The sequence below is a fragment of the Cryobacterium sp. M25 genome (genome assembly GCF_002929635.1).
GTDB classification, from domain to species: Bacteria; Actinomycetota; Actinomycetes; order Actinomycetales; family Microbacteriaceae; genus Cryobacterium; species Cryobacterium sandaracinum.
In genome coordinates this window covers 71,983-86,105 of record NZ_PJJU01000053.1, presented here as the reverse complement: position 1 = coordinate 86,105, position 14,123 = coordinate 71,983, and the positions used below count along the sequence as shown (strand labels likewise).

Genomic DNA, 14,123 nt, shown 5'->3' with positions numbered 1-14,123 from the left:
TGCTGGAGACTAAGCGCTCGGATTGCCGATGCGTACCATCGGCAGGCTCCTAGAACGCGTCGGGTGCGACCGTCTTCGCGCCGACTTGCAGGGCCAGCGCCTCGAGTACGTGCGCCGGGGTCGTGGCGGCCTGGAGGGCGTCGCGGAAGGTGGGCTTTATCAGGGCGCGGGATAGCTGGGCGAGTACCTTCAGGTGCTCGGTTCCGGCCTCCGCCTCCGGGACGGCGATCATGAAGATCAGCGTGGCCTTGGAGCCGTCGGCTGAGTTCCAGTCGATGCCTTGCGTGCTGCGGGCGAAGGCGAGTACCGGGGCGGTTACACCGTCCGACTTTGCGTGGGGGATCGCGATGCCGTCGCCGATGCCCGTCGTGCCGTGCTTCTCGCGGGCGAGGGCGGCCTGGGTCACCAGGGTCTCGTCGGTGACGCGGCCGGTCTTGCTCATCAGGCCGGCGAGGGTGCTGATCATCGCATCCCGGTCGGTCTCGTCGACGTCGAGCACGATCGTGCGTTCGTCGATATAGTCGAGCACCGTCTTCTTCGCCGGGGGCATAGGCGACGATTCGGACTCGGACGCTACCGAGCCGACCGTGCCGGCATCCGCGTCCGATGGGCCCGTGGGCGCGGGGACAGGACCGGAAGCCCCGGCGGCGGTGCCCGTGGCCGCACCCGTCGCTGCAGCGTGGCGGGTCGACTTGCGCGCGGTAATGCCGAGCAGCAGCACCGAAACGAGGGCGGTGACGACGGCGCCGGTGATCAAGGCCGCGAAGTACATCGGCACCCCGGAGACCGCACCGAAGACGGCGACGATTGGGCCACCGTGCGGTACGGAGTTGGTGACCCCGAACAGGGCGGCAATGCCTCCGGCCATGGCGCCACCGATCATGTTCGCCGGGATGACCTGCAGCGGCTTGGCCGCGGCGAGCGGAATCGCGCCCTCGGTGATGCCGAAGAATCCCAAGAACAGTGCGGCGATGCCGGCTTCACGCTCTGGTTTGGAAAAGTAGCGGCCGCGGATCAGGGTGGCCAAGCCCATCCCGAGCGGCGGGACGGCGATCGCGGCGGCGACCATGCCCATCGGGGCTGAGTTCCCCTCCGCGATCAATGCTCCACCAAAGAGGAATGCGGTCTTGTTGATCGGGCCGCCCATGTCGAAGGCGACCATGGCGCCGAGAATCAGGCCAAGCACGATCGCGCTGCCACCCTGCAGGCCGGTGAGGAACGTGGTCATGCTGGAGAAGACCCAGCTGATCGGCTGGCCGAGGGCGAGCACGAAGGCGCCGCCGACGATCACGGTGGTGAGCACGGGGATCACGAGGATCGGCATGATCGGCTTGATAAAGCGGTGCACGGGGATTTTCTTGATGCCGAGGGCGACGAAGCCGACCAGGAAACCGGTGATGATGCCGCCAATAAAGCCGGCGCCTGATTCGGAATTGTAGAAGGCCCCGGTCGTGGCGATCCAGCCACAGATCATGCCCGGTGCGAGCCCGGGCCGGTCGGCGATGGCGTAGGCGATGAAGCCAGAGAGGATCGGCACCATCAGGGTGAAACCGAGTCCGCCGATCTGGTTGAGCGTCAGCCAGAAACTGCCCTCCGGGATGACGAGCCCATTCGGGGTCGCCTCGCCGCCGAAGGAGAGCGAGATGGCGATCAGGAGCCCGCCGACCACAACGAACGGGATCATGTACGACACGCCGTTCATCAGTGCGCGGTACAGGGTGCTTCCGAAGTCGGCCTTGCCGCTGCTCGAGGGCGTGGCGTCCCGGCTGGAACTGTCACCGACGGTGGACGGCTCGGCGGCGAGGGCGTCCCGGATCAGGGCGGCGGGGCGGTGAATGCCGTCGGCGACCCCGACGGAGACGATCCGCTTGCCCGCGAAGCGCGAGGCATCGATCTTGGTGTCGGCCGCGATCACGATTGCGTCCGAACGGTCGATGTCGTCCTGGCTGAAGGTGCCTTCGACGCCGACCGAGCCGTGCGTCTCGACCTTCATCTCGTAGCCCAACTCAGCCGCTGCGCTCTCGAGCTTCTCGGCCGCCATGTAGGTGTGCGCTATGCCGGTGGGGCAGGCGGTGATCCCGAGAATCAGGAGTCTCGGTGGCACCGTGCTCGCTTCGAAGAGAGGTTGGGACATGGCTAAATAGTCCTTCCGGGGCGAGGCCGACCGGAACTTCCGCGGACACCACAGCCCAAGTTCATAAGTTTAGCTAAGTTTATCACTGCCCCGAAAGTGGGTGCGTGCCTTAGCCCTTTGACCTGATGGAGCCCCTGAGGGCGAGTGCGTCCGTCGTAATCCGGGCCATCGACACGACGTCGCGCATCCATTGGCCCTGACCCCGCTGGCAGGCTTCACGCCGGGGGTCAGGGTGGAGTAGTCAGGCGATTATCGATCGCGTGCGGGCGTCTCCAACTCGGCCGGTTCCGGCGTTACCCGCAGGCCGCCTGGTGTGTTTGACAGACGCACCAATTCCTCGACCCAAGCACGGTTTAGGAGAGGTTCCTTATTGCCGAAAAAGTCGAATTGAAGCGGAATCGTTGGGTGGATCCAAATGGTGCTGTGACCGTGTCCTGATGCCGCCGAGTATTCCCACGAAAACGTGAAACTTTCCCCTCTGCGTACCTTGGACAAAATGACGATCTTGAGGTGAGCGAGCACCCGGTCGTCGAAGTCGACGGTGATCGACGGAGTCCCGTAGATAAATTTACCCATGAATGCTCCCAAGTCCGTTGTCGATTTCGTTAGCGACAAGGTTAAAGTCCTTGGCCGTCCGACCAGCGTCGCCTGTGGTTTCGACGGTGCCGGTAATACCGATCATCGGCATTTCAGGTAACGGGAAACGCGTCGCCTCATCTTCCTCCGTCATCCCTTCGACGTCGACATCGACGACGTCGAATTGACTGGTTGGGCTGAGAATTAGCGTGTGCACGGATGTCTCGTCGTTCTCGTCGAGCACGGTGACATCCACAGCCACACTATTGTCGCTATCGGCCACTGAGGTGACGTAGTCGAGAAGCGTTGTTGTGATGCTGTTGCTCGTGACAATGGAGCCGCCGATATATGTTATGCGCTTCATGCGGTGATGCTAGCTGATTGTTGTGCCCCGCGCACGCCGATGGTCCACCGGCGCAGGCCAGCGGGAGAAGGCTGGCCTCGCGAAAGGCTGCCCCGACGCCGACGGGCCCTGGCGATCCCCGCGAGTGAAGGTTGGAGCCGTGCGGCGCTCCAGTCCATCCGCAGGGCCGCTACTGACTGACGCGGTGGGCGAGTCACGCCAAGCTGTTTCGACTTTCGAGGATTGCTAGTTGTCATCACTGACAAGCGATGGACAACAAGATCAGGATTATGACATGTAGATCAGGAACCTACAGGGTGTCAGGCGCCCGGCACCATATCGGCGAAGCGGGAGTAGTGGCCGTGGAACGCGACCGTGACGGTGCGCGTGGGGCCGTTACGGTGCTTGGCGACGATCAGGTCCGCCTCGCCGGCGCGCGGATTGTCCTTCTCGTACGCGCTCTCGCGGTGCAGCAGGATGACCATGTCGGCGTCCTGCTCGAGCGAACCGGACTCGCGCAGGTCTGAGATGGCCGGCATCTTGTCCGCGCGCTGTTCGGGACCACGGTTGAGCTGGGAGAGGGCGATAACGGGAACCTGTAGCTCCTTGGCCATCAACTTGAGCGCGCGGGAGAACTCACTGACCTCCTGCTGGCGCGACTCGACTTTCTTGCCCGACGTCATCAGCTGCAGGTAGTCGATGATGACCATCTTGAGGCCGACCCGTTGCTTCAGCCGGCGGCACTTGGCCCGGATCTCGACCAGGGTCATGTTGGGGCTGTCGTCGATGTAGAGCGGGGCGTCGTTGATGCGACCGCGGGTGGCGGCAATGGTGGTCCAGTCGCGCGCGTCGACGGCGCCCTTGCGCATGCTCTGCAAGGGTACGGATGCTTCGGCCGCGAGCAGACGCATCGCGATTTCGCTGCGGCCCATTTCCAGGGAGAAGAAAATGCTGGGCATGTCGTGCTTGATGGAGGCTGCCCGGGCGAAGTCGAGGGCGAGCGTGGACTTACCCAGCGCCGGACGCGCCGCCACGATGATCAGCTGGCCGGGATGGAAGCCGTTGGTGAGCTCGTCCATATCGGCGAAGCCGGTGGGAACACCGGTCATCTGACCGTCTTTGAGCTTGGCAGCCTCGATCTCCTCGATCGCGGCTGTGACCGCGTCGGTCAGCGGCACATAGTCTTCGGTTTCGCTGCCACCCGTGACGGCATAGACCTCGGCCTGGGCGGTATTGACCAGATCCAGCACCTCGCCCTCACCGGAGTAACCCATCTGGGCGATGCGGGTGCCGACCTCGACGAGGCGCCGGAGGAGAGCGCGTTCGGCGACGATCGAAGAGTAGAAACCGGCGTTGGCCGCGGTCGGCACGAGGCTCGTGAGCGTGTGCAGGTAGTCCGCGCCGCCGGCCCGGGACAGCTCGCCGAGCTTGGTGAGCTCGTCGGTGACGGCGATAACGTCGGTCGGCTCGCCCTGCGCGTAGAGCGACAGAATCGCGTCGAAGATGATCTCGTGCTTGGGGATGTAAAAGTCTGCGGCGCGCACGGTCTCGACGACGTCGGCGACGGCATCCTTGCTCAGCATCATGCCGCCGAGCGCGCTCTGCTCGGCCAGGAGATCGTGCGGGAGCGTGCGCTCGGTATGCCGGGCTTCCAGTCCGCCGCGTGAGTCTGCCCCGCGCTTGTCCGCCAGACCCAAGTGAGAGATCGACACTCGTGCCTCCTTTACTCGTGGTGCAGTTCTATCAGGGCCCACCGACATCGCTGCCGGGCACTGTGCACACCTCGATTGCGGCCGCGTGCCCACCATACGGACCCGGCTCGGCAGAGAACAAACCGCCCTGTGGATAAGCCTGTGGACAATCTGGGCGAAACGCCGCGTGTCTTGTGCAAAAGCTGTGGAATCAACTGTGGACAACTTAAGTTTTTCATCGCATAAATACAGTTTGATCAGGCATTAATTCTATTCACAGTGTCGTGTTGAAAACCTGTCTAAAGTACGTGTTGAATCTTGTCGAGGTGTGAGAAAACCTGTGTACAGCGCCTCATGTTCTGGGACTAAAATCACCCCCGATTGGGTGTGTGGCATCGCTTAAACAGGTGTGGCAGTGGGTTCCTTTCGGAACCCACCGCCACACGGGTGTAAAGCTGTAGAGCTTACTTGGCAGCTACCACCAGCAGTGTGATGGTCGCACTCAGTTCGTCACGAAGACGAACCGTTGCCTGGTGTTCACCCGTCATCTTGATCGGGCTGAGCTCGATTTTGCGCCTGTCGAGGGCACCGAGACCCGCTGCGGCAACTGCATCCGCAACATCCGTGGTCTTGACGGAGCCGAAAAGGCGTCCGCCTTCGCCGGCCTTGACGACCAGCTTGACCTTGGCGTTCTCGAGTGCAGCCTTGAGAGCCTGCGCCTCTTCGAGAGTGGCGTGCTCGCGGGCTACGCGAGCGGCCTTGATCTGCTGAATCTGCTTCTCGCCACCGCGAGTCCAGGAAACAGCAAATCCCTGCGGGTAGAGGTAGTTGCGGGCGTACCCGTTCTTGACCTCGACGATGTCACCGGGTGCACCGAGGCCGGAGACCTCGTGCGTCAGAATGATTTTTGACATGAGGTGTCCTACCTGCCTGAACCGGCGTAGGGCAGCAGCGCCATTTCGCGAGCGTTCTTGACGGCGCGGGCGATAAGACGCTGCTCCTGAACGGAAACACCGGTGATACGACGGGCGCGGATCTTTCCACGCTCGGAGATGAACTTGCGGAGGGTGGGGACATCTTTGTAATCGATGACACCAACCCGGATCGACTTCGCGGGAGCGGCATTCTTGCCACCCTTAGCACCGCGGAGCGGCTTGCGGCGGTCGCCGCTCGACTTTCCAGCCATGATTTCCTTACTTTCTCAAAGAAGTGTTTTTCAGCCAACAGCCTGTAAGGCTCGGCTTAGAAGGGTGTCTCGTCGCTGAAGTTTCCCGGAGTGTTCCAGACATCTCCACCGGTGTTCGCGGCGGGGGCGCTGGCAGCCCAGGGCTCGTCGTTCGAGGCAACGGCAGGTGAGCCACCGCCTCGAGGAGAAGACGATGACTGCGCGCGAGTGAGCTGAGCGGTGGCGTATTTCAGCGAAGGACCGATTTCATCGATCTCGAGCTCCATGCTCGTTCGCTTCTCGCCTTCCTTCGTCTCATACGAACGCTGCTTGAGACGCCCGGAAGCGATGACACGGGTACCCTTAGTCAGTGAACCAGCTACGTGCTCGGCGAATTCACGCCAAACGCTCGCGCGCAGGAAGAGCGACTCGCCATCTTTCCACTCACTGGTCGCGCGATCGAAATTGCGCGGAGTGGATGCGATGGTGAAGTTGGCAACCGCCAGCCCGTTCTGCGTGTACCGCAGCTCCGGATCGCTGGTCAGGTTGCCCACCACGGTAATTACGGTCTCGCCGGCCACGGGCTACTTGTCGCTTGCCTTGTCGGCGGACGCGGCCGGCGCGGGAGCAACAGCTTCTGCCGTGGCAGGAGCGTCGACAACCGGGGCTTCGACCTCGGCCGGAGCAGCCTTGACCGCGGCGGCAGCAGCTGCCGATGCGGGCTTCACGGACGCGGCGACCTTGGCGGTCGGGGCGGCAGCAGCGGCTTCAGCCTTCGCAGCGATTACCTTCGGGTTGGCTGCCTTGCGGGCGGCCTTCTCGGCGGCGAGCTTGCTCGCGACGGCGACCTGGGCAATGCCTTCTTCTGCGCGAAGCACTTTGGTGCGCATGACGGCTTCCGACAGCTTCAGCTGGCGGTCGAGCTCGGCCGTGGCAGAAGCGTTGGCGGTGAAGTCGACAACGGCGTAGATGCCTTCGGACTTCTTGTTGATCTCGTAAGCGAGACGGCGGCGACCCCAAACGTCAACCTTGTCAATGGTTCCACCATCGTTGCGAACAACGTTGAGGAACTTGTCAAGGCTGGGAGCTACGGTGCGCTCATCGATCTCGGGATCGAGGATAACCATCAACTCGTACTGATGCATGACTAACCCACCTCCTTCGGACTAAACGGCTGCAGAATCTCTGCAACAGGAGGGTTGTGCATGTGTTGTAAGCGGAGGCCGGGAATCCGGCACACAGACAACCTGCCAAGGCTACCGGAAACGGCGGCCCTCCGCCACCGCCTCCGCCCGTTCACCCGTTTGGCGCCCTCGTCGCCGCCGAGTCCGTCACCGCTGTCGCGAGAATCGCCAACTGTGCCGACCATCGCCGTTCTATCGGAGATTCTGGGCACGAACGGCGACGGTCGCTTCACCTGTTGGGGTATTTCCCTGGTTCGGGACGCAGTCCGGCGGCGAGCAGGAGCCGTTTCAGGCTCTCCCGGCGCAGCGCTACCGCCCAGATCCAACGCGCCATTCCGTGCCCCGTCCCGCGAAGCCGGTCTTCGCGAAGCTTTTCTGACCACACGACTTCTTCACTGGTACGCCCGTTCATGAAGGCGTCCCGCGTGTACTTGACTTTGCCGTCAAATTCGCCGAGGAGGCGAAGTGTGCGGTTCTCCTGTTTCTGAACCCACCGGAAGTCCGTGATGTCTTCCTGCCCGTCCTCGTGCACGAAGGACACCTGCAATTCGGGGGGCGGGAATCCGCACAGGTGAATCTGTCCCCGGCTGAGGGACTCGCCCACCGAACCGGATCGACTGTCGCAGAAGACAATGGCGATCCGAGCGGCTCGTGCCCCACGGGTTGGTCCATCGGAGTCGAGTCGATCAAGCAGGATGTCGCGGTCGATCCCGAGCGCAGCCATGCCGTTCGGTACGATGCATTTAGGTTTCGTTCCGTAATCGAGCGTGGCGACTGCCGACAGGAATCCTGCCGTTCGTGCAACATCGATCAGCGTACGCAGCAGACCCGTGACCAGCATCCCTTCGATCTCCACGACGTCTTCGTCGGGCAATCGGTCGTGATGCCAGGTGACCCCGTTCTTCGAATGCACGCCGGTTTTACTGGCCGCCATGAGGTGGACCTCGTCGGGCCATCTGCCGACGATGGGCAGTCCCCACAAAACAGCAGCCGATGCATAAGAGTAGACGGGCTGGGACTTTCTGGTGGCCTCCACGGCGCGCATACGCAAGAAGTACCGATCACGATCGCTGATGGTGTCCCAACCGGTCGCGTCAACGGCAGCGCCACGTCGTAGGCGAACGGCTTGACCGGACCCGACCAGCCGTTGAACAGGACGCCCCTCGCTGCCGAGAAACCGAGCGTCACGGCCGAGATACAGTGGCCGCCAGTCATGCGGGGAGTGGGGATTCATAGCGCCATGCTGGTGGTGCGGCCTACTGGCACCGATCGCAAGGGCGGCTCCTGTGGCCAAGATCGGCGGCGGAGGTCCTGTGGAGGGATAGTCACACATCCGCTCGCGAAGTGCCACCGGGTCTCGACTCTCGCCGTTTGTGCCGAGAGTCGTCACCCGTGCGGCGACTCTCGGCACAAACGGCGAGCCTCGGCGAATAGACGGCCCCGGAAGGCGCCGGGAGGGCCTACTGTGCGCGCTCGGCCCACCAGGCGATCAGGCGGCGGGTGGCCTCGTCTTCGCCGAGCGGCCCGTCATCCAGCCGCTGCTCGAGCAGGTACCGGTAGGCCTCGCCGACGTCACGGCCCGGACCCACTCCGAGGACGGCCATGATCTGCTCACCGTCGAGATCGGGGCGCACCGCCGCCATCTCTTCCTGTTCGTTCAGCTCCTCGATGCGCTGTTCCAGGTCGTCGTAGGCGAAGCCGAGCCGGTCCGCCTTGCGGCGGTTACGGGTGGTGACGTCCGCACGGGTCAGGATGTGCAGTCGTTCGAGCTGGTCGCCGGCGTCCCGCACGTAGCGCCGCACCGCGGAGTCCGTCCAGGCACCCTCGGTGTAGCCGAAAAAACGCAGGTGCAGTTCGATCAGGCGTGCCACGGCGGCGGTCGTGTCGTTGTCGAAACGGAGGGCCCGTAGCCGCTTCTTCGCCAGCTTCGCGCCGACCAGGTCGTGGTGGTGGAAACTGACCACGCCGCCCGGCTCGAGCTTGCGGGTCGCGGGCTTGCCGATGTCGTGCAGCAGCGCCGCCAGGCGCACAATCAGGTCGGGGCCGTCGAAGCTGCCGCGGGACTTCTCGTAGCCGATGGCCTGGTCCAGCACCGTCAGGGTGTGCTGGTAGACATCCTTGTGGTGGTGGTGCTCGTCGACTTCGAGGCGCAGGGCGGGGATCTCCGGCAGCACCCGGCTGCAGAGCCCGGAGTCCACCAGCAGCTCGAGCCCGGCACGCGGGTTGTCCGCACACAGCAGCTTCGAGAGCTCGTCGCCGATGCGTTCGGCCGAGATATTACGGATGCGGTCCGCCATCGCTTCCATCGCTTCCGCGGTGTCGGCGTGGAGGGCGAATCCGAGCTGGGCGGCGAACCGGGCCGCCCGCATCATGCGCAGCGGGTCGTCGCCGAACGAGATCTCCGGGGAAATCGGCGTGCGCAGAACGCCGGCCAGGAGGTCGTCGATGCCGTTCGCGGGGTCGACCAGAGTCAGCCCCGGAAGGCGCAGAGCCAGTGCATTCACCGTGAAATCGCGGCGTAGCAGGTCGTCCTCCAGGCGGTGGCCGAAAACCACCTCGGGCTTGCGCGTCTGGCCGTCGTAGCTGTCCGACCGGTAGGTCGTGATCTCCACCTTTTCGCCGGCGATTTGGGCGCCGATCGTTCCGAAGGCGCGGCCGATATCCCAGTGGGCATCCGAGATTGGCTTCACGAGGTGCAGGATTTGGTCCGGCGTGGCATCCGTCGTGAAATCGAGGTCGTTTAACGGCCGGTCGAGGAAGGCGTCGCGGACCGGTCCGCCGACGAGGGCCAGTTCGTGTCCAGCCGTCTGGAACGCGGTCGCCAATCGGGAAACGGTCGGGGTAGCAGCCAGGTCGCCCAGCCGCTTGAGAGCTGTCGCAACGCTTTGCATGACCCCCATGCTAGTTGCTGGAGCTACGCCGGCTGCCCCGGTGCGGCGTTACCCCCGCGTCGAAGCCGTAGAATCCCCTACATGGTGGCCGAGTCTGTTCTCAAGCGTCGGCCCGCGCTCCCCGGAGCGATGCGCGGCCTCTGGTCACGCACGAAGAGGCCGATCGGCGCCGTTCTGATCGGCCTGCTGGCCGGGGTTCTGCCGGTCGCCTCCGCCGGTCTGCCCGCATCCGCAACCGCGTCTGAAATCACATCTGCATCTGCCCCAGCGGCCCCGACATCGAAGACCCCCACCGCCGTAACGGCCAATGCGGTGAACCTGAGCGTGGCGCCCGCGACACTGGCGCCCCTCCAGGCCGGCCAGGACCTCACGGTCACTGTCACCGTCGAGAACGCGACCCTTGACACCATCTCACCGGGCACCATCGACCTCTTCCTCGCGGAACGGGCACTGATCAACCGCAACGCCCTCAACAGCTGGCTGGATCCGGAGAAGAACAGCAAACCCGGCGATCTCATGTTGAGCGAGCCCACGATGGCGTCCATTCAGCCGGACAGCACCGAGATCTTCACCTTGACCGTGGCGGCCGGCTCCGTGGGCCTCACCAGCGGCAACGCATGGGGTGCCCGCGGCATTGCCGCCACCCTGAGTACAGATGACAGGGTGCGGGCAGAGGGCCGAGGCACCTTCGTCTGGTATTCCGACGAAGAGGTCACCCCCGTCAACATGTCGGTGATCATGCCGATCACCGTCCCCGCGCAGTCGACGGGCCTGATTACGTCAAAGGCACTGGAAACGTTTACGGCGCCGACCGGTGTTCTGAGCCGCCAGCTCGACGGCGTCGTCGGCCGCCCGGTCACCATTGCCATCGACCCGCTGATCATTGTTTCCATCCGAATCCTCGGTTCGGCGGCACCGCCCAGCGCAATCGCGTGGCTGAACCGGCTGGACGAGGCTCCGAACGATATATTCCCGCTCAGCTATGCTGATGCCGACCTTGCCCTGCAGGCTCAAGCCGGCGCCGGGCCGCTGCTGACGCCCACCACGTTCGACCAGGCGATCGACCCTGCCTTGTTCGCCGCGACGGACCAGCCCGCGACGCCGAACTCCGACCCTGCCCTCCCGCCTGGCACCGAGACACCGGCGCCGTCAACGGACCAGCCCGCACCCCCCAGCGATGGCACACCACCCACCACGGAAGAGTTGCTTGCTTGGGAATATAGCGCCACTGACATCGGCTGGCCGGCCGAGGGTGACGTTGCGAGTGCAGACCTGGACGTTTTCGCGGCCAGTGGCCTCAACACAACCATTTTGGGCGGATCGAACGCATCCGGGGCCGCCGGCGACTTCACCCCGAATGCATCCCTTGATCTCGGCACCGGCCACGGTTTGGGTCTGGTCGTCGATGATTCGTTGGCCGCCGCCCTGCGCACCGCCGCGGCCGCGACAACGGATGACGCGTGGCGCGAAGCCATGTCCCAGGTCAGCTCGCAGCTGGCGGTCGTCTCGGCCGAGCGCCCCGGAACCGCGCGCACCCTCCTGGCCACTTTCGACCGCGGGTGGCCGCCCAGCGCGGACCGACTCACCGAGACCATCGACGCGCTGGCCGGGTTGCGGTGGTACGCGCCGTCCACCCTGCCGGAGGTGCGGGCATCCGTCCCATCCGAAGAGGTCGAGTTTGACAGCCAGGCCGAGCCGGAGGATCGCGTGGCCCTGGCCGCCGAGCTCTTCGAGGCCGAGAAGACGGTCACCGACTTTTCCTCCGTACTGTCCGACCCGGCGATCGTCACAGGCACGCAGCGCCTGGACCTGATGGCTCTGCTATCCAATTCCTGGGCATCCCAGGAGGCCAGTTGGGCGGATGCCGTCGGCACCAGCCTCGCGAACTCCTCGGCGCTTGTGGGCTCCATCACGGTCGCGACCAAGGGCCCCATCAACGTGGTCGGCAGCCAGGTCGACATTCCGGTGACCCTGGACAACGCCCTGAGCCAGGCCGTGACGGTGATGGTGCAGGTCGTTCCCTCCAACGGGCGCCTCCTGGTCGGCGAGGCGGTGGAGTCCACCATCGAAGCCCAATCCGCCCGCACCGTGACCATCCCGGTGACGGCCGCAGTGGGAAACGGCGCCGTCACCCTGCGCGTGACCCTGCTCACTCCGGCGGGAACGGTCATCTCGCAGCCCGCCCTCATCCCGATCAACGTGCGCGCGGACTGGGAAGGCCTCGGATCCCTCCTGTTCGCCGCGTTCGTGGTGCTGTTCTTCGGGTTCGGGGTGTGGCGCAACATTCTGCGACGCCGACGGGAACGTGCCGAAACTGAGACTGCGGACGCCCCTGAGCCAGAGGCAGAACCGGCCACAGTCCCTGAAGCCGAAGCACCCCCAGAAGAAGATCCCGAATCCGGGGCCGCCGGCGCTGCGCCCGGCCCGCTGACCCCCGCCAGCGCGGCCGATGCCCCGACGGAGCCCCGTGCCTAAGACCGACAGCGTCGGCCGGGCGAGCGCGTTCCTCGCCTCCGGAACCATTGTTTCTCGCATCCTCGGCTTCGTGAAGCTGATTGTGCTGGCGGGGGTGATCGGCCAGGTCGGTCAGAGCACCAACGCCTTCGCCGTGGCGAATCAGCTTCCGAACACGGTCTACGTCATCGTGGCCGGTGGGGTGCTGACGGCCGTCCTGGTGCCGCAGATCGTGCGCGCCAGCCTGCACGCCGACGGTGGCACGGCGTACATCAACAAACTCCTCACGCTGGCCCTGGTCATCCTCGCCGCGACCACCATCGCAGCCACCGCGCTTGCTCCGCTGTTGACCCTGCTCTACGGGTCCAACATGAAGCCGGAATCGCTGGCCCTCGCCACGGCGTTCGCCTTCTGGTGCCTGCCACAAATCTTTTTCTACGGCCTGTATACGGTCCTCGGAGAGGTTCTGAACGCCCGCAAGTCCTTCGGCCCGTTCACCTGGGTTCCCGTGCTCAACAACGTCGTGGCCATCGCGGGCCTGCTCACCTTCTCGGCGCTCTACGGAGCCGACCCGAACGGGACCCGGCTGGCCACCGAGTTCACGCCCGCGATGATCGCCGTCCTCGCCGGGAGCGCCACGCTCGGCGTCGTGCTGCAGGCCGTCGTGCTGTTCTATTTCTGGCACCGCATCGGTCTGCGCTTCCGCCCCGACTTCCGCTTCCGCGGCGTCGGACTCGGCGTGGCCGGCCGGATGGCGAGCTGGACCTTCGGGATGCTCCTGCTGACCACCCTGGCCGGCGTCGTCGAAACCCGGGTGGTCACCCTCGCCGGCGACTCCGACGCCTCGGTGGCCGCACTCAACACGGCCTGGCTCATCTTCATGCTCCCGCATTCGGTGATCACCGTCTCAGTCACCACCGCCTACTTCACCCGGATGAGCGAGCACGCCTCGGTGGGCAAGCTGGCTCTGGTCAGAAGGGATGCCTCCTCCGCCATCCGCGGCACCACCCTGATCATCGTGCTCGCCTCCGCCGTCATCGCGGTCTGCGCCTACCCGTTCGCCCGGGTCTTCGTCGCCCCCTACGAACAGGTGCAGAGCATCGGCAACGTCATCGTCGCCTACGTGCTCGGCCTCGTTGCGTTCTGCGTCCTGTTCGTCGTACAACGCACCTTCTACGCGCTCGGCGACACCCGTACGCCGTTCTACTTCACCCTGTTCCAGGTGACGCTGGTCATCATCGGCGTCCTTGCCTGCTCGCTCCTGCCCAGCGCCTGGATCGCCGCGGGCGTCGCACTCACGGTCACCGTGTCCGGCATTGCGCAGGCCCTGCTGGCGGCAGGGCTGCTCCGTGGGCGCCTCGGCGGCATCGACGGGCGGCGCATCCTGCGCAGCCTCGTGGAGTACTTCGTCGCCGCCGTGCCCGCGATCACGGCCGGCGTTCTCCTCCTGCTCGTGCTTGGCGGCACCCAGGAGGCTGGATTCGCCCTGTCCGGGACGCTCCAGGCCGTTCTCACCATGATCGTCATCGGCCTCGCCATGTCAGGCGTCTACTTCGGCCTGCTGCTGCTCATGCGCACCGCTGAGCTGCGCGGCTTCATCGACCCGGTGATCGACCGCATCCGTCGTCGTTGACCGGTCCCCAGCCCGCGTGGAATAGCATCCGATTAGGATGTGTTATATCCGG

General features: G+C 64.8%; 11 protein-coding genes and 1 pseudogene. 2 read left to right on the top strand and 10 right to left on the bottom strand.

Translation table 11 applies throughout. The features are described 5' to 3' along the window. Positions 1 to 49: 49 nt before the first annotated feature. The 10 genes and pseudogenes from CXY81_RS09780 to CXY81_RS09735 form a co-directional block, all read right to left on the bottom strand. Positions 50 to 2,134, bottom strand: coding sequence for a fructose-specific PTS transporter subunit EIIC (locus tag CXY81_RS09780; protein WP_104194734.1), 2,085 nt, complete (start codon positions 2,132 to 2,134; stop codon positions 50 to 52). Between the two features lie 249 nt (positions 2,135 to 2,383). Further along, positions 2,384 to 2,710, bottom strand: coding sequence for an ATP-dependent DNA ligase (locus CXY81_RS09775; protein WP_104170901.1), 327 nt, complete (start codon positions 2,708 to 2,710; stop codon positions 2,384 to 2,386). Then, positions 2,703 to 3,074, bottom strand: a complete 372-nt coding sequence (locus CXY81_RS09770; RefSeq protein ID WP_104170902.1) for a hypothetical protein — start codon at positions 3,072 to 3,074, stop codon at positions 2,703 to 2,705. The genes CXY81_RS09775 and CXY81_RS09770 overlap by 8 nt, the downstream gene beginning before the upstream one ends. Positions 3,075 to 3,373: 299 nt before the next feature. Further along, positions 3,374 to 4,765, bottom strand: coding sequence for a replicative DNA helicase (gene dnaB / locus CXY81_RS09765; protein WP_104100664.1), 1,392 nt, complete (start codon positions 4,763 to 4,765; stop codon positions 3,374 to 3,376). 443 nt (positions 4,766 to 5,208) lie between these two features. Beyond that, complete coding sequence (rplI, locus tag CXY81_RS09760; protein ID WP_104100663.1) at positions 5,209 to 5,658, bottom strand: 50S ribosomal protein L9; 450 nt, start codon at positions 5,656 to 5,658, stop codon at positions 5,209 to 5,211. An 8-nt stretch (positions 5,659 to 5,666) separates the two neighbouring features. Next, positions 5,667 to 5,930, bottom strand: coding sequence for a 30S ribosomal protein S18 (gene rpsR, locus CXY81_RS09755; protein WP_035835236.1), 264 nt, complete (start codon positions 5,928 to 5,930; stop codon positions 5,667 to 5,669). Positions 5,931 to 5,986: 56 nt separating this feature from the next. Continuing rightward, positions 5,987 to 6,490, bottom strand: a complete 504-nt coding sequence (locus tag CXY81_RS09750; protein ID WP_104100662.1) for a single-stranded DNA-binding protein — start codon at positions 6,488 to 6,490, stop codon at positions 5,987 to 5,989. 195 nt (positions 6,491 to 6,685) lie between these two features. After that, positions 6,686 to 7,054: pseudogene (gene rpsF, locus CXY81_RS09745) on the bottom strand (30S ribosomal protein S6); the annotation flags it as partial. A gap of 268 nt (positions 7,055 to 7,322) precedes the next feature. Further along, entirely contained in the window at positions 7,323 to 8,327 is a 1,005-nt protein-coding gene (locus CXY81_RS09740; RefSeq protein ID WP_146067672.1) for a hypothetical protein, read from the bottom strand. A 226-nt stretch (positions 8,328 to 8,553) separates the two neighbouring features. Further along, complete coding sequence (locus CXY81_RS09735; RefSeq protein ID WP_104194763.1) at positions 8,554 to 9,984, bottom strand: CCA tRNA nucleotidyltransferase; 1,431 nt, start codon at positions 9,982 to 9,984, stop codon at positions 8,554 to 8,556. Positions 9,985 to 10,065: 81 nt separating this feature from the next. On the opposite strand from CXY81_RS09735, the gene CXY81_RS09730 reads away from it, so the two are divergent. Beyond that, positions 10,066 to 12,459, top strand: a complete 2,394-nt coding sequence (locus tag CXY81_RS09730; protein WP_104194731.1) for a DUF6049 family protein — start codon at positions 10,066 to 10,068, stop codon at positions 12,457 to 12,459. Then, positions 12,452 to 14,071, top strand: a complete 1,620-nt coding sequence (murJ, locus tag CXY81_RS09725; protein WP_369828372.1) for a murein biosynthesis integral membrane protein MurJ — start codon at positions 12,452 to 12,454, stop codon at positions 14,069 to 14,071. Before CXY81_RS09730 ends, murJ begins: the two co-directional genes overlap by 8 nt. Positions 14,072 to 14,123 lie beyond the last annotated feature (52 nt).

Bases quoted from the DNA above. Each gene is read 5' to 3' on its own strand.
- CXY81_RS09780 (WP_104194734.1), bottom strand. From the start codon at position 2,134: ATGTCCCAACCTCTCTTCGAAGCGAGCACGGTGCCACCGAGACTCCTG.
- CXY81_RS09775 (WP_104170901.1), bottom strand. From the start codon at position 2,710: ATGGGTAAATTTATCTACGGGACTCCGTCGATCACCGTCGACTTCGAC.
- CXY81_RS09770 (WP_104170902.1), bottom strand. From the start codon at position 3,074: ATGAAGCGCATAACATATATCGGCGGCTCCATTGTCACGAGCAACAGC.
- rplI (WP_104100663.1), bottom strand. From the start codon at position 5,658: ATGTCAAAAATCATTCTGACGCACGAGGTCTCCGGCCTCGGTGCACCC.
- rpsR (WP_035835236.1), bottom strand. From the start codon at position 5,930: ATGGCTGGAAAGTCGAGCGGCGACCGCCGCAAGCCGCTCCGCGGTGCT.
- CXY81_RS09740 (WP_146067672.1), bottom strand. From the start codon at position 8,327: ATGAATCCCCACTCCCCGCATGACTGGCGGCCACTGTATCTCGGCCGT.
- CXY81_RS09735 (WP_104194763.1), bottom strand. From the start codon at position 9,984: ATGCAAAGCGTTGCGACAGCTCTCAAGCGGCTGGGCGACCTGGCTGCT.
- CXY81_RS09730 (WP_104194731.1), top strand. From the start codon at position 10,066: ATGGTGGCCGAGTCTGTTCTCAAGCGTCGGCCCGCGCTCCCCGGAGCG.